This is a genomic window from Bacillus sp. GBSW19, from assembly GCF_002998655.1.
In the GTDB taxonomy this organism is placed as follows: domain Bacteria; phylum Bacillota; class Bacilli; order Bacillales; family Bacillaceae; genus Bacillus.
On the sequence record NZ_PVRF01000001.1, the window covers coordinates 154,017 to 179,747 of the forward strand.

General features: G+C 41.5%; 25 protein-coding genes and 1 pseudogene. 15 read left to right on the plus strand and 11 right to left on the minus strand.

The features are described 5' to 3' along the window. Positions 1-77 precede the first annotated feature (77 nt). Positions 78-695, plus strand: coding sequence for a TVP38/TMEM64 family protein (locus C6344_RS00865; RefSeq protein WP_034663493.1), 618 nt, complete (start codon positions 78-80; stop codon positions 693-695). Continuing rightward, complete coding sequence (gene lepB / locus C6344_RS00870; protein WP_034663490.1) at positions 695-1,207, plus strand: signal peptidase I; 513 nt, start codon at positions 695-697, stop codon at positions 1,205-1,207. The genes C6344_RS00865 and lepB overlap by 1 nt, the downstream gene beginning before the upstream one ends. Positions 1,208-1,241: 34 nt before the next feature. On the opposite strand, the gene C6344_RS00875 is transcribed toward lepB, so the two are convergent. Next, positions 1,242-2,387, minus strand: coding sequence for an AbrB family transcriptional regulator (locus tag C6344_RS00875; RefSeq protein ID WP_060595948.1), 1,146 nt, complete (start codon positions 2,385-2,387; stop codon positions 1,242-1,244). A gap of 266 nt (positions 2,388-2,653) precedes the next feature. On the opposite strand from C6344_RS00875, the gene C6344_RS00880 reads away from it, so the two are divergent. Genes C6344_RS00880 through C6344_RS00890 form a run of 3 tightly spaced genes read left to right on the plus strand, consistent with a single transcriptional unit; the run spans position 2,654 to position 4,376 of the window. After that, positions 2,654-3,076: a BlaI/MecI/CopY family transcriptional regulator gene (locus tag C6344_RS00880; protein WP_024425495.1), complete on the plus strand. Its 423-nt coding sequence runs from the start codon at positions 2,654-2,656 to the stop codon at positions 3,074-3,076. Then, on the plus strand, positions 3,069-3,908 hold the full coding sequence (locus C6344_RS00885) for a M56 family metallopeptidase (protein ID WP_066031071.1): 840 nt from the start codon (positions 3,069-3,071) through the stop codon (positions 3,906-3,908). Before C6344_RS00880 ends, C6344_RS00885 begins: the two co-directional genes overlap by 8 nt. A gap of 57 nt (positions 3,909-3,965) precedes the next feature. After that, complete coding sequence (locus C6344_RS00890; RefSeq protein ID WP_034663477.1) at positions 3,966-4,376, plus strand: DoxX family protein; 411 nt, start codon at positions 3,966-3,968, stop codon at positions 4,374-4,376. Between the two features lie 196 nt (positions 4,377-4,572). On the opposite strand, the gene C6344_RS00895 is transcribed toward C6344_RS00890, so the two are convergent. After that, positions 4,573-5,019, minus strand: coding sequence for a ferritin-like domain-containing protein (locus tag C6344_RS00895; protein WP_034663474.1), 447 nt, complete (start codon positions 5,017-5,019; stop codon positions 4,573-4,575). Positions 5,020-5,186: 167 nt separating this feature from the next. On the opposite strand from C6344_RS00895, the gene addB reads away from it, so the two are divergent. The 5 genes from addB to C6344_RS00920 are packed head-to-tail and all read left to right on the plus strand — an operon-like array spanning position 5,187 to position 17,291. After that, on the plus strand, positions 5,187-8,696 hold the full coding sequence (gene addB / locus C6344_RS00900; RefSeq protein ID WP_066031070.1) for a helicase-exonuclease AddAB subunit AddB: 3,510 nt from the start codon (positions 5,187-5,189) through the stop codon (positions 8,694-8,696). Beyond that, on the plus strand, positions 8,674-12,378 hold the full coding sequence (gene addA, locus C6344_RS00905; protein ID WP_106031476.1) for a helicase-exonuclease AddAB subunit AddA: 3,705 nt from the start codon (positions 8,674-8,676) through the stop codon (positions 12,376-12,378). The genes addB and addA overlap by 23 nt, the downstream gene beginning before the upstream one ends. A 26-nt stretch (positions 12,379-12,404) precedes the next feature. Beyond that, entirely contained in the window at positions 12,405-13,580 is a 1,176-nt protein-coding gene (gene sbcD / locus C6344_RS00910; RefSeq protein ID WP_060595952.1) for an exonuclease subunit SbcD, read from the plus strand. Next, the gene (gene sbcC / locus C6344_RS00915; RefSeq protein WP_106072649.1) at positions 13,577-16,972 is read left to right on the plus strand and encodes an exonuclease subunit SbcC; all 3,396 of its coding nucleotides are present in this window, start codon (positions 13,577-13,579) and stop codon (positions 16,970-16,972) included. The genes sbcD and sbcC overlap by 4 nt, the downstream gene beginning before the upstream one ends. Before the next feature lie 19 nt (positions 16,973-16,991). Further along, the gene (locus C6344_RS00920) at positions 16,992-17,291 is read left to right on the plus strand and encodes a hypothetical protein (RefSeq protein WP_060595954.1); all 300 of its coding nucleotides are present in this window, start codon (positions 16,992-16,994) and stop codon (positions 17,289-17,291) included. A 46-nt stretch (positions 17,292-17,337) separates the two neighbouring features. Here the strand turns inward: C6344_RS00920 and C6344_RS00925 are convergent, their stop codons facing one another. The 8 genes from C6344_RS00925 to C6344_RS00960 all read right to left on the minus strand — a co-directional run bounded on the left by C6344_RS00925 (position 17,338) and on the right by C6344_RS00960 (position 20,804). Next, positions 17,338-17,556, minus strand: a complete 219-nt coding sequence (locus C6344_RS00925; RefSeq protein WP_003211468.1) for a spore germination protein — start codon at positions 17,554-17,556, stop codon at positions 17,338-17,340. 22 nt (positions 17,557-17,578) lie between these two features. Further along, on the minus strand, positions 17,579-18,010 hold the full coding sequence (locus C6344_RS00930; protein WP_060595955.1) for a spore germination protein GerPE: 432 nt from the start codon (positions 18,008-18,010) through the stop codon (positions 17,579-17,581). Beyond that, on the minus strand, positions 18,010-18,186 hold the full coding sequence (locus C6344_RS00935) for a hypothetical protein (RefSeq protein ID WP_060595956.1): 177 nt from the start codon (positions 18,184-18,186) through the stop codon (positions 18,010-18,012). Before C6344_RS00935 ends, C6344_RS00930 begins: the two co-directional genes overlap by 1 nt. Beyond that, positions 18,183-18,797, minus strand: coding sequence for a spore germination protein GerPC (locus tag C6344_RS00940; RefSeq protein WP_066031066.1), 615 nt, complete (start codon positions 18,795-18,797; stop codon positions 18,183-18,185). Before C6344_RS00940 ends, C6344_RS00935 begins: the two co-directional genes overlap by 4 nt. A 31-nt stretch (positions 18,798-18,828) precedes the next feature. Next, entirely contained in the window at positions 18,829-19,062 is a 234-nt protein-coding gene (locus C6344_RS00945) for a spore germination protein GerPB (RefSeq protein WP_060595958.1), read from the minus strand. A 14-nt stretch (positions 19,063-19,076) separates the two neighbouring features. Then, the gene (locus C6344_RS00950; RefSeq protein WP_003211745.1) at positions 19,077-19,298 is read right to left on the minus strand and encodes a spore germination protein; all 222 of its coding nucleotides are present in this window, start codon (positions 19,296-19,298) and stop codon (positions 19,077-19,079) included. A 127-nt stretch (positions 19,299-19,425) separates the two neighbouring features. Further along, complete coding sequence (locus C6344_RS00955; RefSeq protein WP_012009503.1) at positions 19,426-19,587, minus strand: aspartyl-phosphate phosphatase Spo0E family protein; 162 nt, start codon at positions 19,585-19,587, stop codon at positions 19,426-19,428. A gap of 122 nt (positions 19,588-19,709) precedes the next feature. Beyond that, positions 19,710-20,804: a CotH kinase family protein gene (locus C6344_RS00960; RefSeq protein WP_106072650.1), complete on the minus strand. Its 1,095-nt coding sequence runs from the start codon at positions 20,802-20,804 to the stop codon at positions 19,710-19,712. A gap of 205 nt (positions 20,805-21,009) precedes the next feature. Here C6344_RS00960 and C6344_RS19280 point away from each other — a divergent pair. The 4 genes and pseudogenes from C6344_RS19280 to C6344_RS00975 all read left to right on the plus strand — a co-directional run. Next, a pseudogene (locus C6344_RS19280) lies at positions 21,010-21,084 on the plus strand (CotG/ExsB N-terminal domain-containing protein); the annotation flags it as partial. A gap of 232 nt (positions 21,085-21,316) precedes the next feature. Beyond that, complete coding sequence (locus C6344_RS19285; RefSeq protein WP_181185448.1) at positions 21,317-21,655, plus strand: hypothetical protein; 339 nt, start codon at positions 21,317-21,319, stop codon at positions 21,653-21,655. Between the two features lie 41 nt (positions 21,656-21,696). After that, positions 21,697-22,602 carry a fumarylacetoacetate hydrolase family protein gene (locus C6344_RS00970; RefSeq protein WP_060595961.1) on the plus strand — a complete coding sequence of 302 codons (906 nt, stop codon included), beginning with the start codon at positions 21,697-21,699 and terminating at the stop codon, positions 22,600-22,602. A 92-nt stretch (positions 22,603-22,694) separates the two neighbouring features. Continuing rightward, on the plus strand, positions 22,695-23,063 hold the full coding sequence (locus tag C6344_RS00975) for a YisL family protein (protein WP_034663442.1): 369 nt from the start codon (positions 22,695-22,697) through the stop codon (positions 23,061-23,063). A gap of 38 nt (positions 23,064-23,101) precedes the next feature. Here the strand turns inward: C6344_RS00975 and C6344_RS00980 are convergent, their stop codons facing one another. Then, entirely contained in the window at positions 23,102-23,629 is a 528-nt protein-coding gene (locus C6344_RS00980; protein WP_106072652.1) for a DUF2777 family protein, read from the minus strand. 156 nt (positions 23,630-23,785) lie between these two features. Between C6344_RS00980 and asnB the strand changes: the two genes are divergently transcribed. Beyond that, positions 23,786-25,627 carry an asparagine synthase (glutamine-hydrolyzing) gene (asnB, locus tag C6344_RS00985; RefSeq protein ID WP_106072653.1) on the plus strand — a complete coding sequence of 614 codons (1,842 nt, stop codon included), beginning with the start codon at positions 23,786-23,788 and terminating at the stop codon, positions 25,625-25,627. Positions 25,628-25,731: the final 104 nt, after the last annotated feature.

Consider the following 25,731-nt stretch of genomic DNA (forward strand, 5'->3'; position numbering starts at 1 on the left):
AGGGGGGATTCATTTGTATATTTTTATGTTTTCCATGTAAAATGAAAAGTAGACAAACCTTGAAGGAGTCAAAGAAGTTGACATCATTTCTTTCCCTATTTACTCATGAAAATATCACATCATTTTTTGAAAGCTACAAGGCCTTTGGACCGATTGTGGCCATATTGCTACCCTTAATAGAAGCATTTCTTCCGTTTTTACCACTCGTTGCGTTTGCTGTAGCGAATGCAAATGCATTTGGCCTTTGGGAAGGCTTTTTATTGACCTGGATTGGCGCAAGTGCAGGGTCTATTCTTGTCTTTTTGCTGATCAGAAAATTTGGACAGATGAGAATGCTCAACTTTATCAGTAGGCATCCTTCCATTAAAAAATTGATGCTTTGGGTGGAGAAGCGAGGGTTTGGTCCGTTATTTATTTTACTTTGCTTTCCTTTCACGCCCTCTGCTGCTGTCAATGTTGTAGCGGGTTTATCAAGAATTAGCTTTTGGCAATTCTCATTAGCTGCTTTATCTGGCAAGTGTGTCATGCTTTTTATCATTAGTTTTATTGGCTATGATCTTTCTGCTTTAGTTAAGAATCCGTTAAGAAGTGTTTTTGCGGTTCTAGTTATCGCGTTATTATGGTATGTTGGAAAGAGAGTAGAAAATAGGTTGAACATTCGAATGAGCAAGCGTGAGGACAAAGGAGGCTCTTAATGAAAAAGAAGCCATTGCTATGGTTGATGATTATTACAGGCATCGTCTTATTGTTCCAAGTAAAGAATTTCATGTTTGTCACGTACAAAGTAGAAGGGGTTAGTATGGACCCAACTTTTACAGATGGAACAGAATTATTAATCAATAAGTTCTCGCCAAAACTCACGAAAATTAGCCGGTTTGATTATGTGTTATTTCACGGACCTAAAAATCAAATCTTGATCAAACGGGTCATTGGACTCCCAGGAGAAACGATCAAGTATGAAGATGATCAGTTATTTGTCGATGGTGAAAAAAAGAAGGAACCTTATTTAAAAGAGCAGAAAAAACATAAAATGGGGAACGTCCTGACAGGAGATTTTCAGCTGAAAGCCATCACAGGAGACGATAAAATCAAAAACAATCATTACTTTGTGGTTGGAGATAACCGAATACATAGCTTTGACAGCCGGCATTTTGGCACCATTTCAAAGGATCAAGTCGTCGGTGTCAAAAGGAATACCAGCGAATAAAAAAGGCGCTCTGCATATGCAAAGCGTCTCTTTTTTATTTTGCGGCTTTATAATCAGGCTGCCTTTTTGCCCAGACATGATGTAAGAACCGGAAAAACGGTGGCAGCATTGCAATGACGAGAATAATTCTGACGACTTGTACAGCCACAACAAAGGTAGAATCCTCGTGAAGTGTGACCGCTGTTGTTGCCATCTCTGCAATACCGCCAGGCGAAAAGGCAAGAATGGCTGTAATGACAGAAATGCCTGTGATCTCAGCAATGGCAATAGAGCTGAGGACAGTCGCAGCAATTAGCCCGGCTGAGCTGACGACAGCCACAATGAGAGTGTTTTTTAGTCCAACAAACATCTGTTTATTCATTTTTGATCCGATGGTTGCACCTAGAAATACTTGAGACGCAATGTTCGCTTGTGCCGGCCAATAAGGAATCAAATCATAACCTATGAGTGCGCCCGCACCAACTTGAAGAGCTGCGACGCCTAGCATGCTGCCGATCAGCCAAGGGGCAGGGAAATGAAGACGAACTGCCAGGCGTGACATGAGCCAGGCACCTAAAATAAGTGCAGCGGTCCAAGAGATGTTTGACAGGGTGAAAACGCCCGAAGAGAAGGCACTTCCTTGCGTAGCTACAACCGCATCCGCTTCGTTTTTTGTATTTAAATAAAACACTGTAAAAGGGATAGTGAGTACAACCATTAATACACGTATCGTTTGCACGAGACTCACAACAGCTGTATTTGCTCCCACCTCTTGGGCAATCCCCGGCATAGCGGATAAACCGCCGGGGGCAGTTCCGACAAAGCTTGTCAGCATATCTGTTTTGCTCAGCTTCCATAAGACAAAGCCTGAGAGCATCGCCAGTAGAATAGAAAAGACGAGCATGAAACTCACAGGGAGCCAATTTTCAGCGAAAATGTGAAGGACCTTCATATTCATTTTCTGTCCGAGTTCGATTCCGAGAATGAATTGACCAAGGAGCAGCCATCTGCTGTGAATACGTAAGGTGCTGGTTCCTTTACGCTGAAACAGGGTGGGGCGGCGCATGGCAATAAAAGCTGCTGTGATTAATGTACCAACCATCCAGCCAATAGACATTCCTGTTAAAGACAAAAGAAATCCACCTAAACCGCTTATCGCAATCAGAATGAGATCGGTTCGAAGGCTGTTTCCTTGTTTCATCACATGTAAACCTTCTTCCTATATGTTTGTTCAGTAAGTGAAATGTTGTTATCTTCACTATAATACAAAAGTCTCTATAAATAAAATACGATTTTTTTTACCATTTTCATAAGATTATCTTATCAATAAATGGTTAGCAAATTCTTATAAAGAAAGAAGTAATTTTTACCAAAAGCAAAGTCAATATACAACGATTTTCCCCTATTTATCTTATCAGTTGACTATCATTTTCAATTACACTACAATGCTTAGTGTGGGGTGATAACATGAAAATTCCTTCTTTTAAATATAATGAAAAGGGATTGAATCGTTTTTTTGGTCCTTTAGAGGGAAGAATTATGGAGATCCTTTATCAAGGTGAGGATATGCCGATTAAAGAGGTGCAGCAGAAGCTGTCAGATGAAAAGCCGATTAATTTCAACACGGTGATGACTGTGCTGAACCGCTTAACCGAAAAAGGAATTGTGGAGAAAAAAACAAAAGGGCGCTCATCTATTTATAATCCCATTTTAACAAAAGAAGAATTTCTAAATGAGCAAACAAAATGGATTACGCAAGGATTGATGGACGATTTCGGTCCATTGGCAGTGAATCATATGGTGGATGCGATTGAAAGTGCTGATCCTGAATTACTCAAAGTTCTAGAAGCAAGGCTAGCATCTAAAAAAGAGGAGCAGCAAAATGAATAAAATGAAGTCGAGTCTGCTGTTTTTAGGCGGTATATTGATTGGTTTAGCCATTTTTTATCAGATGGGGTATTACGTGCTTTCAAGCTTTTTTGGCTGGAACCAAGCATATAACCTGATCCATGTATGCCAGTCCGTGCTCGAATTTTATGGATTCACTCCTTTAAAGTATTTTCTAGATGCCTTAGTCCTCTACACATTGGGATTTGCAATTTTCTATATGGCAAAGCAAATCAGCAAGTACATTCAATTCAAACGACATATGATGTTGGCATTCGAACAACAGTCAACCGAATTTCTGTCAGAGAAATATCAAAACGATATCATTGTGTTTCACTGTCAAGAACCGCTTGCCTTTGCAATGGGGATGCTTCACCCAAAGGTTTATTTATCAACAGCCCTCATGGACATGCTGGATAAAGAGGAGATTGACGCTGTTGTTCATCATGAATTGCATCACAAATACAGCTATGATCCCTTAAAAGCTTTCATGTTCTCAATGCTCACAAAAGTCATTTGGTACATTCCAGTGTTAAAGCATATGAGACAAAGCTACTCTGTTTTTCGCGAAGTGATTGCAGATGACTATGCCATTCAGCAGACAGGTACTGAGCTTGGAGTAGGGCAGGCCCTTTTGAAACTGATTAAAAAGAAAACCCAGTTTCAAAAACAAACAAAGTTTGCGGTGTCCTTTGGAGATCGGGCATTGAATTTAAGAATACAAAAAATCTTAAATCCAACTTACAATATTCCTTTTAATGTACCAATTATTCCAATTGTCACATCAGCCATTCTGATGGTGGTCTTAATGATTATGCTCAACTTAAATTACTAATTTTTTTTACTTATTAACATTACATTATGTAGTGTAAAAACAGGAGGAATTCACTATATGAAAACGAATCAAGAAATAGGAACACTTTTTGTACGCGTTATTTTAGGTATTATTTTCTTTTTACATGGACTTCAGGCATATCAAGGAGGACTGGGAGGAACAGCAGCATTCTTTGGGCAAATCGGTTTACCCGAATTTATGGCCTATATTGTCAAGACAATTGAGCTAGTCGGGGGTATCGCTTTGATTTTAGGTCTAGGAACACGTATTTTCGCAGCATTATTTGTACCAATTATGGCTGTAGCGATTATTACTGTTGGTTTTTCTAAAGGATTTGTTGGCGGTTATGAATTTGAACTTTCGCTGCTCGTCATGGCGCTTTATTTAACACTTAGCGGCAGTAAGCTGCTGTCAATTGATGGGGTTCTCAAGCATCAGCAGCAAAGCAATGAAGCAAAATTTCATTAAAAGATCATGAAAAAACTCCTTCTGCATTTGTGGCAGAGGAGTTTTTTTAATGGTCAAATTCTCATTTTTTCGTTTGAAAATGAGGAAGGGATGTGAGACTTTGCTGCATTTAGCGCTAACTTTGACATATTGAAGGAACGAAAAATCGATTTCATTTTTTGACGGAACATACGATCTCCTATTAAAATAGGACTATCTAAGACACATGGTGCGTTAAAAGGTATAAAAACCATACAGCATGCTGCTGTTCATCTTGAGCGATACGTTTCATTAGCTCTTTTGTTCCTTGGTCACGGACATAGTCTGATACGCTTAAGTAAAAATCGACCGTTTTTTGTTCATCTTTAAAGGCAAACATAAGTCCTTCTCTGAATTGTTCTGGACAAGGTTCTGTTACGCTTGGTTTGTGGTTTCTACCTGTTAAAGAATAATATAGCTTTGAAAATAGTTGATAGTGTCTGACTTCATCCTGACGTATTTCTTGAATGACCTTTTTCGCCTCAGGGTTTTTTGCTTTTTGGGCAAGTTTTTCGTAGCATTGGATCGCAGAATATTCACCATTGATCGCCTTCTCAAGGTCTGAAATGATCCTTGTGTTTTGGCGCATGTCATATGGCGAGTAGTCATAGTAATCGTAATACATGATATTGCCAGCCTCCTTTTTGTTCATGATGGTTTATGATATGAAAAGAGTGAGGAAAGGTGCCTATGTTATTTCAATCAGATAGGAGAACGGGAACGTGATAGGAAAATAGCTATTTCCCTTTATTTTCGCTAGAATATGAGTACATAAGAAAGGTGTTGTGGAACGTGGAGATTCAGTTTTTAGCAGGCAGATCGGGGAGTGGAAAAACGACTGCAATCTTAGAGGAAATCAAAGAACAGCTTCGGCTTGATCCGTTGGGTCCGCCAATCATTTTTTTAGTCCCGGATCAAATGACATTTTTAATGGAATATGAGCTTGCAAAAACGTCTGAAGCTGGCGGAATGATCAGGGCCAAAGTATTTAGTTTCACACGTCTTGCTTGGTCTATTTTACAGCAGACTGGCGGAGCGAACCGGCAATTTGTGACAAGCACAGGAATTCAAATGCTTTTAAGAAAAGTGATTGAAGAGCAGAAAGAAAAGTTTAAAGTGTTCAAAAAAGCGAGTGATAAGCCGGGATTTGTGGAGCAAATTGAAAAGACGATGGCTGAATTCAAAAGGTATTGTATGTTGCCGGAGGATATTGAAAAAATTTCAATGTCGAGCATGTATTCAGAGTATACAGAAGAAAGACGGGCAGCCGAAAAATTGCATGATCTGCATGTTCTTTATCAGCAGATGGAGCAGCATTTACAAGATGAATATGTGCACTCAGAAGACTATTTGACACTTCTCACGCAGCAAATTCCTTCATCTGAAGAAATAAAAGGAGCACACATTTATATAGATGGTTTTTATCAATTTACACCGCAGCAGCTTCTTGTCATTGAACAGCTCCTGCTGCATGCAGCAAAAATAACTGCTGCTTTCACAGTGGATCGCTCCTATCATGATAGGCAGCCAAATGAACTTGATTTATTTCGTATGACAGGGAAAACGTATTTCCAGCTCTATCAGCTTGCTAGAGAGTGCGGAGCTGACATTTCTGAGAACGTTTTGGAAAGAAATAAACGGCACATTTATACACCAGATCTTGCTTATTTAGAACACCAATATGAGCAGAGACCAGTGCAGCCATATCAGGAAAACACCCCTCATCTCACAGTGTCTAAAAGTGCAAATAAACGAGCTGAAATTGAGGGTGTAGCCAGAGATATACTTGATTTAGTGAGAGAAAAAGGACTTAGATTGAGAGATATCTCGATTGTTGCACGACATGTAGACGACTATAAAGATACATTAAAAGAGGTTTTTCGAGATTACGATATTCCTTTTTTTATTGATGGAAATGAATCGATGCAGTATCATCCGCTCATTGAATTGATTCGTTCGAGCTTGGATGTCATAAAAGGAAACTGGCGGTATGAAGCGGTATTTCGCTGCGTGAAAACAGAGTTCTTATTTCCGCTTGAACTCGCTAAGAACAAAGCGAGAGAGCAGGCAGATCAGCTTGAAAACTATTGTATTGCTTATGGTGTAAAAGGAGAACGCTGGACAAACGGTTCCCGGTTTCATTACAGGCGCTTCCAATCATTAGATGAGGATTTTGGACAAACAGATCAAGAAATTGAAATGGAACAAATGCTAAATGACGTCAAAGAATGGATCGTGCCCCCGCTTTACCAGTTGCAGAAAAGGCTCAAAAAAGCGCAAAAGGTAAGAGACATGGTAGAGGCTGTCTATGTCTTTTTAGAAGAGATACAAGTACCAGATAAGCTTGAAAAAGCGAGGCTTGAGGCTGAAGAAGCAGGTAGATTAGCTGAAGCAATGCAGCACGGACAAGTATGGGATGCGGTTATTCAATTAATGGATGAATTTGTTGAAATGCTAGGTGAAGAAGAGCTCTCATTTCCTTTATTCCAACAAATGATGGATACAGGATTAGCTTCTCTAAAATTCGCTTTGATTCCGCCTTCACTCGACCAAGTATTTATTGGAAGTATGGATTTATCGAGAATGTATCAAGTGAAGTGTACGTTTATCGTTGGTGTAAATGATGGCGTTATTCCCGCACGCCCCTCTGATGAGAGTGTATTGTCTGAGGATGACCGTGAATGGTTAAAACGAGCAGGAGCAGAGCTGGCAGAGACAGGAAAGGAACGGCTGCTAGATGAGCAATTTTTAATTTACCAAGCGTTATCGAGTCCATCACGTCATTTGTATCTATCCTATTCGGCTGCTGATGCAGAAGGACGTTCTCTTTTGCCTTCGACACTTATCAAGTATTGCCAAGAGCTTATGCCAAATCATCAGCAGGCTCTTTATGTGTTAGATCCAGAACAACTGGATGACGAGGAGCAATTAAAATTTGTAGCGAATGAGCATGTTTCGTTATCGTATACCGTCTCACAGCTGCAGCAATGGCTCAATCAATATCCCATTAGTGGTGTATGGTGGAGTGTCTATAACTACTTAATGACATCTCCTCATCGGGATGTATCAAAAAACATCATGTCAAGTTTGTTTTTTACAAATCGAGCGAAGCCATTAAAGCCTAATGTCACAAAAGAGCTTTATGGTGATCATATTCAGGGCAGTGTTTCAAGAATGGAGAAATTCAATGCGTGTGCATTTTCTCACTTTGCTTCCCATGGGTTAAAACTAAAGGATCGACAATTTTACAAATTGGAAGCACCTGATATCGGCCAGTTGTTCCACTCGGCTTTAAAACATATTTCAGATACGCTTGTTGAACAAAAAAAGGATTGGAAAAACCTAACGAAGGAAGATTGTGTCACTTATTCAAAACATGCGATTGAACAGCTTGCTCCGCGTCTTCAAAAGGAAATTCTATTAAGCTCTAATCGGCATGCTTATATTAAAGAAAAGCTCCAGAAAATCTTGATTCGAGTCTCTTCTATATTAAGTGAACATGCCAAAGTGAGTGGATTTTCTCCAGTAGGGTTAGAGTTAGGTTTTGGGGGGCAAGGGCCATTGCCGCCGTTTACTTTTCAATTAAAGAATGGCTGCACGATGGAGCTTGTCGGAAGAATTGACCGGGTAGATAAAGCAGAAGGTTCAAAAGGGCTGCTCTTGAGAATAGTCGACTACAAATCCAGTGAGAAAGGTCTTGACTTAGCAGAAGTATACTATGGGCTGGCCTTGCAAATGCTCACTTACTTAGACCTGACCATTACGTATTCGAAAGAGTGGCTCGGGGTTGAAGCGACGCCTGCTGGCATTTTATATTTCCATATCCATGATCCGCTTATTCAAGCACCTATTCCGCTTGCGGAGGATGACATTGAGCAGGAAATATTCAAGAAATTTAAAATGAAGGGTTTATTGCTTGAAGATGTAGAAGCAGTAAAACTCATGGATCAAACGCTTGATTCAGGTAGATCACAAGTCATTCAAGCCGGCTTGAAAAAGGATGGGTCTTTCCGTTCTGACTCTGCAGTTTTAAGTGAAGATCATTTCCATATACTCACACAACACGTTCGGCGCACATTTGAAGAAGCAGGCGAAAGAATTACAAATGGAGAGGTCGCAATTAATCCATATAAATTGAAGGATCAAACACCTTGCCGCTTTTGTTCATTCAAGTCTATTTGCCAATTCGATGAATCAATAGAGGATAATGATTTTAGGGTGCTCACCTCTGAGAAAGATGATGTTGTGATAGACCGGATCAAAAAAGAAGGGGATCAGTATGCAAATACCAAAACCGAATAACAGTACGTGGACGGATGACCAATGGGAAGCCATCGTTTCAGAAGGACAAGATATCTTGGTTGCGGCGGCGGCAGGGTCAGGAAAAACAGCTGTTTTGGTTGAACGGCTGATTCGAAAAATGACCCGGCCTGAACATCCAGTTGATGTGGACCGTCTGCTCGTTGTGACTTTCACAAATGCATCTGCGGCAGAGATGAAGCATCGGATTACAGAAGCACTTGAAAAAGAATTAGCCAAAAACCCTGGGTCCCTTCATATGAGAAGGCAGCTGTCCCTCATGAATCGTGCCAATATTTCTACCTTGCACTCCTTTTGCTTGCAGGTTTTGCGCACCTTTTACTATGAAATTGATCTTGACCCAGGCTTTCGTTTGGCAGATCAAACAGAAGGAGAATTATTAGGAGATGAAGTGTTAGATGAACTGTTCGAGGATGAATATAAGGCTGGAAAGCCATCATTCTTTGAACTGGTTGATCGTTACACTTCTGACCGCCATGACTTAGATTTGCAATGGCTTGTGAAGAGAATTTATGAGTTTTCTAGGTCTCATCCTTTACCTGAGCAATGGATGAGGGCATTCCTTTCACTTTATGATGTAGATGCACAAACAAAAGTAGAAGAATTACCGTTTTATCCATATATCAAAGAAGATCTTTCTCTCGTTCTCCGGAGCTGCCAGGAGCTGCTTGAACGAGCTCTTTCGCTATCAAAAGAGCCGGATGGCCCAGCACCGAGAGCAGCGAATTTTATAGATGATTTAGAGCAAGTCAATGAATTAATCCGTCATCAAGATGATTTTGAGAAGCTTTATGAGCTTTTGCCGAACGTCAATTTTAAAAGGCTCAAAACGTGCAAAGGTGACGAATATGACCCTGCTTTATTAGAAAAAGCCACTGATGCACGTAATCAAGCAAAAAAACAATTAGAAAAACTAAAAGATGAATACTTCATGCGCAGTCCTGCCCAGCATTTAAAAAGCTTAGCTGAAATGAAGCCAGTTGTGGAGACGCTTGTAGAGCTTGTGATCCAATTTGGTGAGCGTTTCGAGAGAGCGAAGCAGGAAAAGTCAATTGTCGACTTTTCGGATTTAGAGCACTATTGCTTACGCATTTTAGCGGAGCAGGATGCAGAAGGACATTTGATCGAAACAGAAGCTGCCAAGTACTATCAACAGCAGTTTGAAGAAGTGCTCGTTGATGAATACCAGGATACAAACCTCGTACAAGAAACGATTTTAAAGCTTGTGTCTAAAGGGGAACATTCTGCAGAGGGCAATCTGTTTATGGTTGGTGATGTAAAGCAGTCCATTTATCGTTTTAGACTGGCTGAGCCCATGCTCTTTTTAAACAAATATAAACACTTTCAACCAGACGGCAAAGAAACAGGGAAGAGAATTGATTTAAATAAAAACTTCCGAAGCCGTTCAGATGTTTTAGATAGTACGAACTTTTTGTTCAAGCAGCTGATGGGGGAAACAGTTGGAGAAATTGAATATGATGAACAAGCTGAATTAAAGCTTGGAGCGAGTTATCCAGAAAGCAAAGATACAACGACAGAAATGCTCCTTGTCCACTTAGATCAGCAGGAAGCAGAAACCGGCGAAGAGCGAGAAGAACTTGAGACCGTCCAATTTGAAGCGAGAATCATTGCTAAAAAAATAAGAGAATTGGTGGAGCAGCCATTTCAAGTGTACGATGCAAAACAGCAAATGACCCGTAACTTGCAGTATCGTGACATTGTCATTTTGCTTCGGTCTATGCCGTGGGCCCCGCAAATGATGGAAGAATTAAAGAAGCAGGGAATCCCAGTATATGCGAATCTTTCCTCTGGTTATTTTGAAGCAACAGAGGTGTCTGTCATTCTTTCTTTGTTAAAAGTCATCGATAATCCGTATCAGGATATTCCGCTTGCAGCTGTTTTAAGATCACCTATTGTTCATTTAGATGAAAATGAAATGGCACTTATTCGAACGAGTGATAAAAAAGGCACTTATTATGATGCTGTAAAGGCATTCATGAGTGTGACGCATTCTGATCACCCTACATGCAAAAAATTAGAGCGATTTTTCCAATTGCTGCGTAAGTGGCGTGATTTCTCCATCAATCATTCGGTGGCAGAATTAATTTGGGAAGTATACCGAGATACGCAGTATCTTGATTATGTTGGCGGGATGCCTGGAGGTAAGCAGCGGCAGGCGAATCTTCGTGCCCTTTATGATCGAGCCAAGCAATATGAAAAAGCTGCCTTTAGAGGGCTATTTCGATTCCTTCGTTTTATTGAAAGAATGCAGGAGCGTGGAGATGATCTTGGTGCGGCAAAAACGTTCAGTGAAACAGAGGACGTTGTGCGCATGATGACGATCCACAGCAGTAAAGGATTAGAATTTCCAGTCGTCTTTACTGCAGGACTCGGCAGGAACTTTAATATGATGGACTTAAACCAGTCCTACTTACTTGATAAAGAGCTAGGCTTTGGAAGCAAGTATATCCATCCAGAGCTGAGAATTAGTTATGCGACATTACCGCTTGTGGCGATGAAAAAAAAGATGAGAAAAGAGTTATTATCTGAAGAGCTGAGGGTCTTATATGTGGCGCTCACAAGGGCTAAGGAAAAATTATTTCTGGTCGGCTCTGTCAAAAATCAGGTGAAAGCATTAAGCAAATGGCAAAATGCCGCGACTGGAGAAGAGTGGCTGCTCCCTGATTTTGAACGTTATCAATCGAAAACATACTTAGATTTTATTGGCCCTGCCCTTATCCGTCATCAAGCGATGTCATCTGTTTTAGAAGAAACAGGCGATGTTGTTCTTTCGCATCCGTCTACATTCACTATCTCGTTTACGCAAGCTTCTGATCTTCTAAAGGAAGATATGTCACTTGAAAAGAAGCAGCAAGACGAGGTAGTACAAGCATTGATGGATGGTCTGCCTGTTGAAGGATATGGTGATGCTGATGAGAAGGTGGCAGAGAGACTTTCATGGAAATATCCATATCTAGCGGCCTCGCAAGTCGGCACAAAGCAGTCTGTTTCCGAGATAAAAAGGATGAAAGAAATACAGGATGAGTACAGTGTTCCTTCTTCTATTCGAAAAGCTCGTGCAACATTGTATGACCGGCCGGCTTTCATGAAGAAAAAAACACTCACTGCCGCAGAACAAGGCACCGCAATGCATACAGTCATGCAGCATATCACGCTTCCTTCTGAGGAGCCCTATGATGAATCACGTATAAGGCACCTGCTCGAATCCTTACAGCAGCGAGACTTGCTAACAGATGAGCAAGTCCAGTCAATTGATCAAGAAGGAATTGCTGCTTTCTTCTCTACTTCAATTGGTCAAAAACTGCTGAAAGCGGACTGGGTAAAACGAGAGGTATCATTTAGTATGGTGTTACCTGTTAAAGAGGTATACAGTCATATTGATACTGAGGGAGAGCCTGTTCTGATTCAAGGAATGATTGACTGTTTATTTGAAACAGATGGAAAGCTATATTTACTAGATTATAAAACGGATAGAGTGCAAGGCAGATATACAGGTGGACTTGACGCTGCTGAACCTATCTTGAAAAAGCGCTATGAAACCCAAATAGCGTTATATGCAAAAGCAGTAGAGCGTTTGACAAACAGAACATTAGAGGAGAAAATTCTCTATTTCTTCGATGGGAATTTAGAAATCTCTTTATAAATGTATCGGAATGAGAGGTGAATCACATGAGGATTCTGCATACAGCGGATTGGCATTTAGGGAAAACCCTTGAAGGTCGAAGCCGGCTTGATGAGCAAGCACAGTTTTTAGATGAACTGTATCAAATCGTGAAAGACGAACACATTGATGTCATTGTGATGGCCGGTGATGCCTTTGATACAGTGAATCCGCCTGCTAGAGCAGAGCAGCTTTTTTATGAAAGTCTATCTGCCTTATCTGATAAAGGAAAACGGCAGGTAGTGGTCATCTCAGGCAATCACGATAATCCGGATCGCTTATCAGCCGCATCTCCTTTAACAAATGATCAGGGTATTCATTTAATTGGATATCCGACAAATGACATCATCCGTGTCGATGTTCCTTCTTCGAGTGAACGTTTATCCATTGCAGCACTCGCTTATCCGTCTGAGGCTAGACTAAATGAGGTGCTGGCTGAAACATTTGAAGAGAAAGTGCTTCGTGATCATTACAATTTAAAAATTCAACAAGCGTTTCAACATTTAAGTACTCAATTCCAGCCGGATACAGTTAATATTGCAACAAGCCACATTTATGTGGCAGGAGGAAGTCAAACAGATTCAGAAAGACCGATTGAAGTAGGCGGCGCATATACCGTTGCGGCTGAAAGCCTGCCAGAAGCAGCTTGCTATGTTGCACTTGGTCATTTGCACCGCCCGCAAACGATCAAACGTGCCAAAACGATTGCCCGGTATTCTGGATCACCTCTTGCTTATAGCTTTTCTGAATCAGGCTATGCCAAATCAGTCACAATTGTAGAGGCAAAACCTAATGAAAAGGCAAGCTGGAAAGAAGTGTTTTTATCAAGCGGAAAACCACTTGTGAAATGGAAGGCGACTGAGGGACTGAGTCAAGTGCACGAGTGGCTGGATGAAAAACGTGATCTTCAGGCGTGGATTGATTTAGAGATTCATTTAACAGACCAGCTCTCTATTGAAGAGATTCATCAGCTCCGTAAGCAGCATAGTGGGTTTGTTCACATTCGACCAAAGTTCAAAGAACTACAGCAAATAGAAGAGCAAAAGCAAGTGGAAAAGCTCTCGATCGAAGAGCGGTTCGTGAAATTTTATGAGCGCCAGACAGGTGGCGGTCTACCCGATGAAAAAACAGTCAAACTGTTTTTAGAGCTAGCCAATGAAATGCAAGAGGAGGAAGCGACTTGAAGCCGATTACGCTGAGCATTAAAGGACTTCATAGCTTCAGAGAAGAACAAACAATTGACTTTAGCTCATTATGTGATGCAGGTGTGTTTGGCATATTTGGACCGACAGGAAGTGGAAAGTCGTCCATATTAGACGCCATGACCCTGGCACTCTATGGCAAAGTGGAACGTGCGTTAAATAATACACATGGTATTTTGAACCAAGCGGAAGAAAAGCTGTCGGTTTCCTTTACATTTGCTTTGCAAAAGGAACACCATATTTCTTATAAAGTTGAACGTGCTTTCAAACGAGCGGATGAAATGAAAGTCAGAACGACATTATGCCGCCTGATTGAAATCGGTGATACGCAGACCGTTCTCGCAGATAAAGCGAGTGAGGTCAATCGTAAAGTAGAAGAATTACTCGGATTAACCATTGATGATTTTACGCGAGCGGTTGTCTTACCTCAAGGGAAATTTGCAGAATTTCTCTCCCTAAAAGGGGCAGACAGACGTCAAATGCTTCAGCGGTTGTTTAACTTGGAAAAGTATGGGGATCAGCTCGTCAAGCGTTTGCGTGCAAAAGCTCAGAATCAATATGGGCAAAAAAATGAACTGCTGGCTGAACTGAATGGTTTAGGGGAAGCTGGCCCAGAGGCGCTGGCAAAAGCAAAGGAAGCAGCAGAGCAGGCAAAAGCCATTTTTCATGAGAAAAAACAAGCGCGGGACGAAGCGTTCACTGCTTTTACAAAGGCGCAAGCGATCTGGCAGTATCAAAAGGAACAAGAAGCTTATGAGACTGAACAAAACAAACTGAATCTACTGGCACCATCAATGGAAGAGAAAAAGGCCAAGCTCAATATCGCAGAGCAGGCAGAGGCGCTAAAGCCCTATGCGGATGCATTAACAAAGGCTGAAAAACAGCTTTCTCAAGCATCAAAGGAGAAGCAGGAAGCAGAAAAACAGCTGCTGCATCAACGAACGATCTATGATCAAATGACGCATGAGTATGAGCAAGCCCGGCAAAAGAAAATAGAGACTGAGCCAGAACTTCTCCAAAAGAAAGAGCAGCTGATTCATCTAAAGGAAATTGAACGAAAAAAAGAGACAGCTTTTCAGGAAAAGACAGGAATAGAACAGCAAAAAAATGAAAAAACGCAGCAATTCATACAAAAGAAAAAAGAAGCGGACAATCTTCAATCTCTATTAGAGCGTGCACTGACGAAACAAACACAGCTGAAGCATGAGCTGGAGCAGTTACAAGTCTCAGTAAAAGAACGGAAAAGTGTACAGGATGCTTTACGTTTAAGTGAAAATGTTGAAAGAATAAACCGCAGCATTCAAAAAGAAAAGCAAAAGCTGGAGGAGCTCAAAAAGCGAGCCTCACAGACTTCAGAAGCATATGAAAAGCTTCAAAAACAGCAAAACGACCATCATGAAAAAATAGACCAATCGTTTCAAGCAATTGAACACCTCTATTTTTATGTATGTGAATTCGAACGAGCTCTAACAGAATGGAGTAAAAAAGAACAACATCAGAAGCTCGAAAAATTAAAACAGCGTGATGTTGTAAGGGCGGCTGAATTAAGAAAAGAATTAGCGGCAGAGCTAGTAGATGGTGAGCCATGTCCGGTTTGTGGATCAATTCATCATGATCCAAAGGCTTTGGAATCCAATGACCATGAAGAAACCGTGGCACAAGTCGATGAAGTCATTCAACGGATGGACAAAGAGCTCAAGCAGGCAGAGGAGTATGCGAGAGACATGTATGCCGCAAAGCAGCTCCTCGAAACGAATGCCAATCAATTAGTGAAACAATTCGCTTTCTTATCTCAGAAAGCCCCGGGAGCAGAAGTAGCTGCAGCAGTAGAAACCGTACAAAATCCGCAGTCTTTGCAGGATCTGATGCAAGAATGGAGAGGCATAAAGCAGGATATTCAAGAAGTTGAACGTAAACGAGCTCGTTTAATGGATGAAACGCATAATCAAGCAGCAGAGATGAGCAAGATGAAAGAGCAAATGACTTTTGAACAGCAGCGCATCGAAGAATTAGAGGTGCTGATCAAAGAGCTTCAATCTGAGCTTTCAGAGCAAACGACTCAATTTGAACAGGCCTTCCCTCATTTTACATTGAATCAAGTACAAGAGCTGCAAAAGCAAATCGATGAAAAGGACCAACAAGCGGAAGGCTATAAAGAACGTATTGAGAAAAGCATTTCGTTTTTGGAAGAAAAACAGCTAGCAAAAGAGCAGCTGCAGACAGCGATATACAATGTCGAGAAAGAACTTGATAAACTAGCGCATCAGCTAGAAAGTCAGCATCAGCTTATCCATCAATATGAAACAGATTTAGGCCGATATCCATTAAAAGCTGCCTCTATTTCTGATGAACTTATTGAGGTTGAACATTCTCTTGCTCTTCTTAATGAAAAAGAACAGCAATCGTACAAGCAATTGCAGCACGCGCAGCAGTTGTTTAGTGAGGCGCAAAGCCATTTTTCAAGCAGTGAGCGTCAGCTTCAAGAGGCGAACCGGCGAAAACAAGAAGCAGAAGCAGCATGGGAAAAAGAAACAGAATCCTCTCCTTTTCATATGCCGCAGGAAATTGAGTCTGCTTCAATGGAACAGGCAGTACGTCAATCGGTCAAACAGGAAATGGAGGAATTTGAGGATAAAAGAAAGGAATGTGCCGCAAACTTAAAGCGAATTTCTGAATTACTGAAAGAAGAGTCACTGGATGAAAAGCAGTGGACTGACATTCAGCACAGAAAAGATGCAGCTGAAAAAGCATTGGAAGAAGCGACAGCAATGAGTGGGTCCGCACATGAACACCTGCGTGTGATTGAAGAAAATCATCAGCGCTTTGCAAGTATTCACGAACGCTTGGAAGCACTGCAGCAAGAAATTGATCGCCTCGATAAACTGCAAACCGTTTTTAAAGGGAATACGTTTGTTGAATTTTTAGCAGAAGAACAGCTGGAAAGTGTCAGTCGTGATGCATCCGCCCGCTTGGGTATGTTGACGAGACAAAGATATGCGATTGAGGTCGACTCAGAAGGCGGCTTTGTTATGCGTGATGATGCAAATGGTGGTGTCAGGCGTCCTGTGTCCAGCTTGTCCGGCGGGGAAACCTTCCTGACATCGCTGGCGCTTGCCCTTGCTCTTTCTGCACAAATTCAGCTGAGAGGTGAATTCCCGCTGCAATTCTTTTTCCTTGATGAAGGATTCGGTACGCTCGATCAAGACTTGCTTGATACGGTCATTACCGCATTAGAGAAACTGCAGTCTCACAATTTAGCAGTTGGTGTGATTAGCCACGTGGAAGAATTGAAAATGAGACTGCCGAAGAAACTGATTGTCCATCCAGCAGATCCAAGCGGGAAAGGGACAACGGTCTCAATGGAATTAATGTAATTGTTGAGGTGATGACAGGGTGGCAAAGCAAACCATTGGATTATGTGAGCTGTGCGGAAGACAAAATGTCCTGCTCACAGAACACCACTTAACACCAAGAGAAGAAGGTGGGGCTTTTTTAGCGACTGCCTTCCTGTGTATCCCCTGCCATAAACAAGTGCATGCACTCTTTACAAACCAGGAGCTTGCCGCACGCTTGAACACACTTGATGCACTAAGGCAGGATGAAAAGCTTGCTTCGTACATCAAATGGATTCGAAAACAGCCGGCAAGCAAGCTGGTTAAAACAAAAAAATCGAGACAACGCAGAAAAAAATAAGCATAAAAAGCGCTCCTCTAAATGAAATGACTGTAGAGGAGCTGCTTTATGCATTGCCTACCATATTCTGATCATTTAAGTCAGGATCCACATAGTTGGTGGCGCTGATGCCATTATTTAATATCAAGAAATCTCCGGTATTTCCCGCTCCAGAGCCTAAAGCAGATTTTGACGAACTTTTAGGCGACAGGTAGAATGAGTCACCGACGTTTACGACGCCTCCAGAAATAGAGTTAATGTAAATGGGTCCGACAATTGCTGGCATAATCGACATCCTTTATTCGAAGTCATATCACCATCATATGCGTAGGTAGGTCCATTTGTGAGTTTGGCGGACTTTCGTCGTTGCTAAATAACTCTCGAATATGCTTCACTCTTGCAACGCCATTCACTCCACACGTAGAGCCAATTTGAAACACAGAGGAGGAAGACACCCCTTCTACATGTATTGAAGACACTTTAATCACAGGCTTTTCATGGTAAAATGCTGTTCTGACGGATCGTTCCGGCAGCATCAATGGAATAGGCTCATAATACACTTCAAATTCTTTCGCATTTAAGTTTTCTGCTTCATTGCCATAAAACAAACTAATGGTTCGTTGAACAGCTAACACCTTAACCTTCGGGCATAGCTCCTGCGTATCACCGATTTGAACAACACTTGAAATCCCCACAGAATTCACCTTCGTGAAACTCACTTGAGATGTGCGCTTTATCATTATCGAGGTGCCAGAGGAACAAACGGGCCAATGATAAGAGATTCTGGCGGTGTATCAAAAATGGAGGATAATTGTACATGATCTGTGTCCCCGATGATAAATAGGGAAGAGGACGAAACCCCAACTACTTTAATGCATCCGGTCTCGATGTTGCGGTTGACGACTGTGAAATTCATCCGTTTTCCTCTCCTTTCGTTTCATTTGGAATATGGGCTAAGAAATGCTCAATCGCTCGTTTGACATCATGCTTCACATATTCAGCAATTTGCTCTGAACGCTGCAGCGGGGTCATATCTTCCCGGTGCGGGAGCTGTCCTGCATAGTATTTGATTCTGCTGTCAATTTGCTTGCGAATGTCCTCAATGATGTGGTGTTTGTTGCTCTCATCAAGAGACCCTTCATATCGCTGCTCTAGCTCTTCAAGAAGTTCTGGCGCTTCTTCATTTAAGAATGCGTCGACAAGCTGGCGTGTTTGATTGAAAAATTGATCAGCCATTTCTTGCTGCATCATTCCAATACCCGGGGTTGTTGTTTGGCCCACTTCAAAGTTTTGAACACTGTTTGGATCAGATGGATTGAGGCCGATGTTCAGTGTGCCTTCAAGCCGCTCGATTTTCAGTTGATCAAATTGATAATCAATCCGTTCAATCGTCGTTGTCGGTTTATCTTTGATCATTTGCATTTCCTGCTGAAGTTCGTTAAGCCTTTTTTCAAGCATCATAATTTGTTGTGTTTGCTTTTGAATGATGCCATGCACCTGTGAAGCGTTGCTTTGATAATCATACATTGACATACACCTCCGGGGATAGCAGATGAACTTAAGTTGTTGGTGACTGAAGCGGTACAAAAGGTGTTGTGATTGCGCCTTGGGATTCTTCAATTCCTTGTGTACCTGCTGCGGCAGGTGCTGCTTCTACGTAGCTGCCCGTGTTATACAGATTAGAAAGAGCTTTAATTGAACCAGCGCTCCCAATTTGCAGCACAGAGGAGTTACTGACAGACTCTACACGCAAATAATTAATTTGTATCGCTTGATTAATATAGAAGTTCAACGGATTCTCACTCCTTACAAGTTACCAACAAGCGGTTGATCAATGACATCACTGTCGTACGTATTTGTCACACTTTTATAGTTGCTAATGCGCAATTGATCACCAGTGTTAAAACTGCCTGCGCCAGCAAACGTTTTAACCTGACTATTTGGAGAAATGGTGATACAGTCTCCAACATGAACGACTCCGCTCGTTCCGACGGCATTTACTTTAAAGGCTCCAACAATAGCCGGCATAGCGGTGCACATCCTTTATAAAAATAAGGCACTTTGTTTTTGGGCGTTTCACCATAGCTTATGATGGGTCTTTTAATGTGTGATTGTCTTTTTGAAAGCTTTTGATGAGAGGAATTAGGTGTATGGTTTACCCTTTTTTAGAGCATTCATTCGAGGTGTATTTGATGCCTTTATTTAAGAGTGTATCAAGCTCTTGACTGCACCTGATGGTTTCTTCGGCATTCATCCCGAATTTTTTTGCTGTCTCAATTAAATGTAATCTTTTTTGTTCAATTTCATAATTGATCATAACGGACGCCAACTCTCACATTTTTTATATAATAGAAGGATATGGTTAGTATACCCTATTTTTCTATAAAAAAAGCTGTTTCGTCAATATGAGTAATAAAGTGACAAAATTCGAAAGCGTCCTTACGTGCCATATATCTCTTTTCTTATTTCAGCCTGTAAATAACGTCGTCTTTTGTTGATATACTGCCGGATGACCTCTCGTTCTGATTGTAGGATGTCTTTGCGGTCTCTCGTATAAGGATCATCTCCAATTCGGTTCTCGATAGAAGCATGCCATTTTTCGATGATTGGACAAAGCCGGTCTTCTAAAAAATGAGTATTGAGTACATGCTGAAAAAGCGTGTAATAGGCTCTCTTAAATGAAGGGATATCTAGTAACCTAGCAGTTAAAGTATTAAAGCCGTTTACTGGAATATAATCAAATGCCATTTCTTCTCCATGAATGTCACGGCCCCATGTCGCATCATAATCCCAAGGAAGTACTTGAAATTTTCCTTGTTCATTCACATAAAGAGCGTAGTTATGGACAAAGCCGTCAAAGTTTTGTGTGCACACGACACCAATGAGCCAGCGGAAATACTGTGTTACATCTAGGTATTGCTCAATTTTTTCTGCAAATATGTCATCTTTCGCTGTGTTGAGAAAGTAAATAAATTCACTCAGCTGCTGATCGTGTTGAGAAGTCCCCGTTTTTTTCTCGTACCCGAGGAGGAGGTGTTTTTTGGGCTTTTTATCAAACGAACTCAAAAGGGAGAAGTTGGCATCGTCATCGACTGCATAATAAATGCCGCCTCCTGAAAGCTGCCTTTTCTGAAAAAAGTGCTCATCAACAGATTCTATTTTTAAATAAATGCCTTCTTTTCTTCCGTTTATAGTGAGAAACACATGAGACGCAGCCGGGCTTAGCACCCCTATCTGCTCGAAGAAATAAAAGGACAGCCTGTTTCGGATAAACGAAGGGTCATTGTACTCTGCATTTAAATGAAAGATAGATTCGCCTTGTCTTTGCTTTGGCTTACGATATTCAATTTGATAGGACTTTTTTTTCAGCTTTCTAATGTGAGACCCGCGGTATGAAGCATAAATATGTGATTTGATCTGGCCGGTTTTCAAAATGGCTTCAACAGGTTCGTCGTTCCATATGTCTTTTCTTAATTCAATCAGGTCCTTTGGATGAATCCAAATATCCATTTGCTTTAAAGGTTCTGTGGTCATGCGTTAATCATCCTCCTATGCTCTTCTTTACGATATGAAAATGAAGGAATGTCCTGTACCCGTTTGTTAGGTATTCATGGAGTTTTAAAAGAAAGGGGCATCCGCCAAGAACACTTGTCTACCAAGTCTCGTAACATAAAGCAGAGAAGATAAACAGCTTGATCTGTTTGTTTTGTCAAAGTATAGACTGGGAGGGGAATCGTTCGTGAGCACATTTGATCATTCACATATTGAACATGCAGTGGATTCACTTCGAAGTGAAGGACGTGATCATCACTTAGATCGTGAACCAGAATCGAAACGATCGCACAAGTCAGCACGTTCTCGCCATTCAAAACGCCGTCATTGGTTCTTTGGTGGAGGCGGATGCCGTAAATCACACCGCAGTAAAAAAAGCTGCAAGAGCTATCGTTCGAAAAAAAGTCGCTGTTCAAAGAAAAGCGTGAAAAGTGAGAAACCATGCAAAAGCAAAAAATCGTGCAAAAGCAAGAAATCTTGCAGAAGTAAAAAGAGTGAACCGAAAAAATCATGCCGCAGCAAACACAGATCCCATCATAAGAAAAGCTGCCGCAAGTCACATCGCAGCCATCGATCTAAACGATCTCATCACCATAGAAGCTGCCATCGATCTAAACGTTCTCATCACCATAAACGCAGCCGCTCTTGCAAAAGATGTGGAAAGAAAAAGCATCATTCCCACAGCAGAGGAAATGTTGATCGCAAATGGGACCAAGGGAACATGTGGGAGTATCGCCGCTACCGCTAAACATCAGATCATCTTTTTTGAAACCCTTTTTAAAAGAGAGTATGATAAAAAAGGGTTTTTTTTATTTCATAGAGAAATAAAATGAGACATCATCACTTAGCGAAATGAAGATTGTGAGGGGAAGACATGAAGTTTTTTACAGGTGAGATACATAGCAGAATGTTTATTGGGGTAGTGATTGATGATGAATGGGTCATGGACGTCAAAAAGGCAGAAGCCAAATTATTTGAGCTTGAGACACTGCCAAACTCTTTAGCTGAATGTATTAATATGGGGGACAAGTTTGTTGAGCATGTCAAACAGCTCCTTGACTGGGCTGAGAAAAAAGAAGAAGACCGCGGTTCTTATGTATATCCGCTTTCGGAAGTGAAACTCCATGCGCCGATTCCAAAGCCAGCTAAAAACATCATGTGTGTTGGAAAGAATTATCAAGATCATGTCATGGAGATGGGAAGTGCAGCGGATATTCCTAAAGATGTGATGATCTTTACAAAGGCACCTACTTCAGTCGTTGGACATGAAGCGGATATTCTCCTTCATGAAGATGTGACCAGTGAGCTGGACTATGAAGGGGAGCTTGCGATCGTGATGGGCAAATCAGGGAAGAATATTGCACCTGAAGAGGTCCGTGATTATCTATTCGGTTACACCATTTTAAATGACGTAACGGCAAGAGATTTGCAGAAAAAACACAAACAATTTTTCATAGGTAAAAGCTTAGATACAACCTGCCCGATAGGACCTTATATTGTGCATAAGTCAGTGGTCGAGGATCATGGTGCGCTCCATGTGGAAACAAAGGTAAACGGAGAGGTTCGCCAGTCTGCCAGTACAGAATTAATGATTTTCTCCATCGAGAATATTGTTTCTACTCTTTCAAAAGGGATGACACTAGAAGCTGGTGACATCATTGCAACGGGAACACCTTCTGGGGTTGGCAAAGGCTTTGAACCGCCTAAGTTCTTAGCTTCAGGGGATCGAATTGACATCACGATTGAGCCGATTGGAACGCTATCGAATCGCGTCAAATAAAGAGTGCGATGACACAGGATTGTCGCTTTGTGTTCGACTTATTTCGTGGTACGATGAGAAGGTAATTGTTCTGATAAAGGGGGAAATAACAGATGGGAACGCATTTACATATTACAGCATGGGTGCTAGGGATTATTTTATTCTTCGTTGCCTTTGCTCTAGCAGGTAAAAATGACAAAGGTGCTAAAATTGTGCACATGATTGTCAGACTATTGTACTTGATCATTATCGCAACAGGCGTAGAGCTGTATGTTCGCACAGGAATGAAAATTCCAGGTTTCGGTGGCGAGTATATCGGTAAAATGATTCTCGGTATCCTTGTGATCGGCTTCATGGAAATGGTTCTTGTACGCAAGAAAAAAGGAAAATCGGTGACTGGTGTATTGATTGGTTTTATCGTATTCGCCATTGTGACCATTCTTCTCGGTTTACGTCTGCCGATCGGTTTCCATATCTTTTAACATAAAAAGGGCATTGCTTATACGAAGCAGTGTCCTTTTTATATGCCATCAAACTGTGAAACCGACCGGTGACCGTCAGAAGTGGTCCATTCAAAACGAATTTGACCTGCGGCGGAGTCATGGTGACATTGAAGGGCAAGTGATTGTGAATCTGTCGAAAACTGAAAGAAAGAAACTCGTTGAAAAGAATGAAAGGAGGAGAAAACACAATCGTAGACGGAAAAACCAAGCTGCTCTACCTGTGCAATGATTTCATAAAAAACGTTTTCAGGAACGAACATCAGGAGGTCAAGCCATCCTTTGGCAAGTGATGCCGTATATTGAATCACTTCACCGCCTTGTACTTCTACTAGCTGCCCACTTTCATGAAGTATCATGGACCCGAGCAGTTCCCCTTTTGTCCACCTGCCATTTTCCTTCAAACAGATCATCGTGCTTTGAAGACTTTCTGGCAGTATGATGTCTCCTTCTTCATCTTCAATCAGACAATACCCGTTTTCAATCAGTAAATACCCGCTGCACCATCTTCGACTGCAGCGTTCAAGCTGCTTCATTCGTTTTTCCATTTGCAAAAGCTCCTTTCCTCTTTCTTTTCTTACCAAATCATGCTTGTCCTATACGCCCGAGAAAAAAAGGACAAATCAACTATCAAGGAGACGATGCATAAACTAAGAAAGGCTGAATGAGAACACTTGAGGAAAAACGGATGGGAGCTGATGATGATGTGTGGAATAACAGGCTGGGCAGACTTTAAAAAGCAGCTCATCCAACAGGATCATGTAATCAATCAAATGACAGATACATTATCTAAAAGAGGGCCAGACGATACAAATACGTGGAAAAGTGAGCACGTTCTATTTGGGCATAAAAGGTTAGCGGTTGTAGATGTAGAAGGCGGAAAACAGCCGATGACATATACACATCAAAACCATGCTTATACCGTTGTATACAATGGAGAGCTCTATAACACAGAAGATATAAGAAAAGAATTGTTAAAAAGGGGCCACCGCTTTCTTGGGCATTCTGATACAGAGGTTCTTCTTCACGCCTACACAGAATGGAAGGAAGAGTGTGTGACCCATTTTAATGGTATTTTTGCATTTGTGATCTGGGATAGTGAGCGTGAATTATTATTTGCAGGGAGAGACCGGCTCGGCGTCAAGCCATTTTTCTATACAGAACGTCATCATTCCTTTTTATTTGGTTCGGAAATCAAAGCGCTACTTGCTCACCCTGATATGAAAGCAAAAGTCGATCATGAAGGATTATCGGAGATCTTTGGTTTAGGACCGTCTAGAACACCAGGGCAAGGAGTGTTTAAAGGGGTAAAAGAGCTGAGACCTGCTCATGCTTTGACTTTTTCAAAAGACGGACTGCGTGTGTGGAGATACTGGAATGTCAAAAGCAAGGTGCATACGGACTCACTTGATGACACCGCACAGCACGTCAAGCATCTCTTTACAGATGCCGTCACAAGACAGCTCGTTTCTGATGTGCCTGTTTGTACATTTTTATCGGGTGGCGTCGATTCGAGTGCCATTACCGCCATTGCCGCTAAGCACTTTGAGAAAATAGGGAAAGCACCGCTTCATACGTATTCGGTTGACTACGAAGGAAATGATCAATTCTTTGAAGCAAGTCAATTCCAGCCGAATGCTGACGGTCCATGGATTGACCGCATGACCAAGGCGTTTCAAACGAATCATCACAGCTGCGTCATTGGACAAAAGGAGCTGGCTGCTTATTTGAAGGAAGCGGTTGAGGTCCGAGACTTACCGGGTATGGCAGATATTGATTCTTCTTTGCTTTGGTTCTGTCGAGAAATTAAAAAGGACTTTGTTGTCGGTTTGTCAGGTGAATGTGCGGATGAAATTTTTGGAGGTTATCCTTGGTTCCATGCGGCAAATGAAACGAATGGTTTTCCTTGGATGAGATCGACGGAAGCCAGAACGCAGCTCTTACAAGATTCGTGGCAAAAGAAGCTGTCACTAAGAGAATATGCACAAAGCAAATATGAAGAAACCGTGGCTGAAACGCCTCTTTTAGATGGAGAAACTGGAGTGGATAAAGCCCGGAGAGAACTTTTTTACTTAAATATGGTCTGGTTTATGACAACGCTGCTTGATCGAAAAGACCGAATGAGTATGGGGGCAAGTCTTGAGGTACGTGTGCCATTTGCAGATCATCGCCTTGTCGAATATGTATGGAATATTCCTTGGGAAATGAAAATGCATGGAAATCGTGAAAAAGGGGTTTTACGAAAAGCGTTAGAGGGAATTTTACCGAATGAAGTGCTTTATCGCAAGAAGAGTCCTTATCCGAAAACACATCATCCAGCCTATACCCAGGCTGTGAAAGAGATGTTAACAGATTGCCTTGCGCAAAAAGATTCTGTCCTTCACGAATTTCTAGATCCACATCAATTAAACCAGCTGATTGAAACGGAAGGAGCCTCCTTTCAAGTGCCTTGGTATGGCCAGCTCATGAAGGGCCCGCAGTTAATCGCTCATCTGGCGCAGATTCATCATTGGTTTGAAACGTATCGAATTGATATAGAAGCGTAATAAAGGGTCGGCTTTCTTACATTTGTTGAAGGGAAGTCGGCTTTTTTAATACATAGCATGAGACGAATAGAGCACATCAAAAGTTGATCTAATCTTTCTAATTT

Bases quoted from the DNA above. Each gene is read 5' to 3' on its own strand.
- addA (WP_106031476.1), top strand. From the start codon at position 8,674: ATGCAAATACCAAAACCGAATAACAGTACGTGGACGGATGACCAATGG.
- C6344_RS00960 (WP_106072650.1), bottom strand. From the start codon at position 20,804: ATGACCACAGAACCTTTAAAGCAAATGGATATTTGGATTCATCCAAAG.
- C6344_RS00890 (WP_034663477.1), top strand. From the start codon at position 3,966: ATGAAAACGAATCAAGAAATAGGAACACTTTTTGTACGCGTTATTTTA.
- C6344_RS00955 (WP_012009503.1), bottom strand. From the start codon at position 19,587: ATGATCAATTATGAAATTGAACAAAAAAGATTACATTTAATTGAGACA.
- C6344_RS00940 (WP_066031066.1), bottom strand. From the start codon at position 18,797: ATGTATGATTATCAAAGCAACGCTTCACAGGTGCATGGCATCATTCAA.
- C6344_RS00970 (WP_060595961.1), top strand. From the start codon at position 21,697: ATGAAGTTTTTTACAGGTGAGATACATAGCAGAATGTTTATTGGGGTA.
- C6344_RS00935 (WP_060595956.1), bottom strand. From the start codon at position 18,186: ATGAATTTCACAGTCGTCAACCGCAACATCGAGACCGGATGCATTAAA.
- C6344_RS00975 (WP_034663442.1), top strand. From the start codon at position 22,695: ATGGGAACGCATTTACATATTACAGCATGGGTGCTAGGGATTATTTTA.
- lepB (WP_034663490.1), top strand. From the start codon at position 695: ATGAAAAAGAAGCCATTGCTATGGTTGATGATTATTACAGGCATCGTC.
- C6344_RS00880 (WP_024425495.1), top strand. From the start codon at position 2,654: ATGAAAATTCCTTCTTTTAAATATAATGAAAAGGGATTGAATCGTTTT.
- sbcD (WP_060595952.1), top strand. From the start codon at position 12,405: ATGAGGATTCTGCATACAGCGGATTGGCATTTAGGGAAAACCCTTGAA.
- C6344_RS00925 (WP_003211468.1), bottom strand. From the start codon at position 17,556: ATGCCAGCAATTGTCGGACCCATTTACATTAACTCTATTTCTGGAGGC.
- asnB (WP_106072653.1), top strand. From the start codon at position 23,786: ATGTGTGGAATAACAGGCTGGGCAGACTTTAAAAAGCAGCTCATCCAA.
- C6344_RS00885 (WP_066031071.1), top strand. From the start codon at position 3,069: ATGAATAAAATGAAGTCGAGTCTGCTGTTTTTAGGCGGTATATTGATT.
- C6344_RS00930 (WP_060595955.1), bottom strand. From the start codon at position 18,010: ATGATAAAGCGCACATCTCAAGTGAGTTTCACGAAGGTGAATTCTGTG.
- C6344_RS00980 (WP_106072652.1), bottom strand. From the start codon at position 23,629: ATGGAAAAACGAATGAAGCAGCTTGAACGCTGCAGTCGAAGATGGTGC.
- C6344_RS00875 (WP_060595948.1), bottom strand. From the start codon at position 2,387: ATGAAACAAGGAAACAGCCTTCGAACCGATCTCATTCTGATTGCGATA.
- C6344_RS00950 (WP_003211745.1), bottom strand. From the start codon at position 19,298: ATGCCGGCTATTGTTGGAGCCTTTAAAGTAAATGCCGTCGGAACGAGC.
- C6344_RS00895 (WP_034663474.1), bottom strand. From the start codon at position 5,019: ATGTATTACGATTACTATGACTACTCGCCATATGACATGCGCCAAAAC.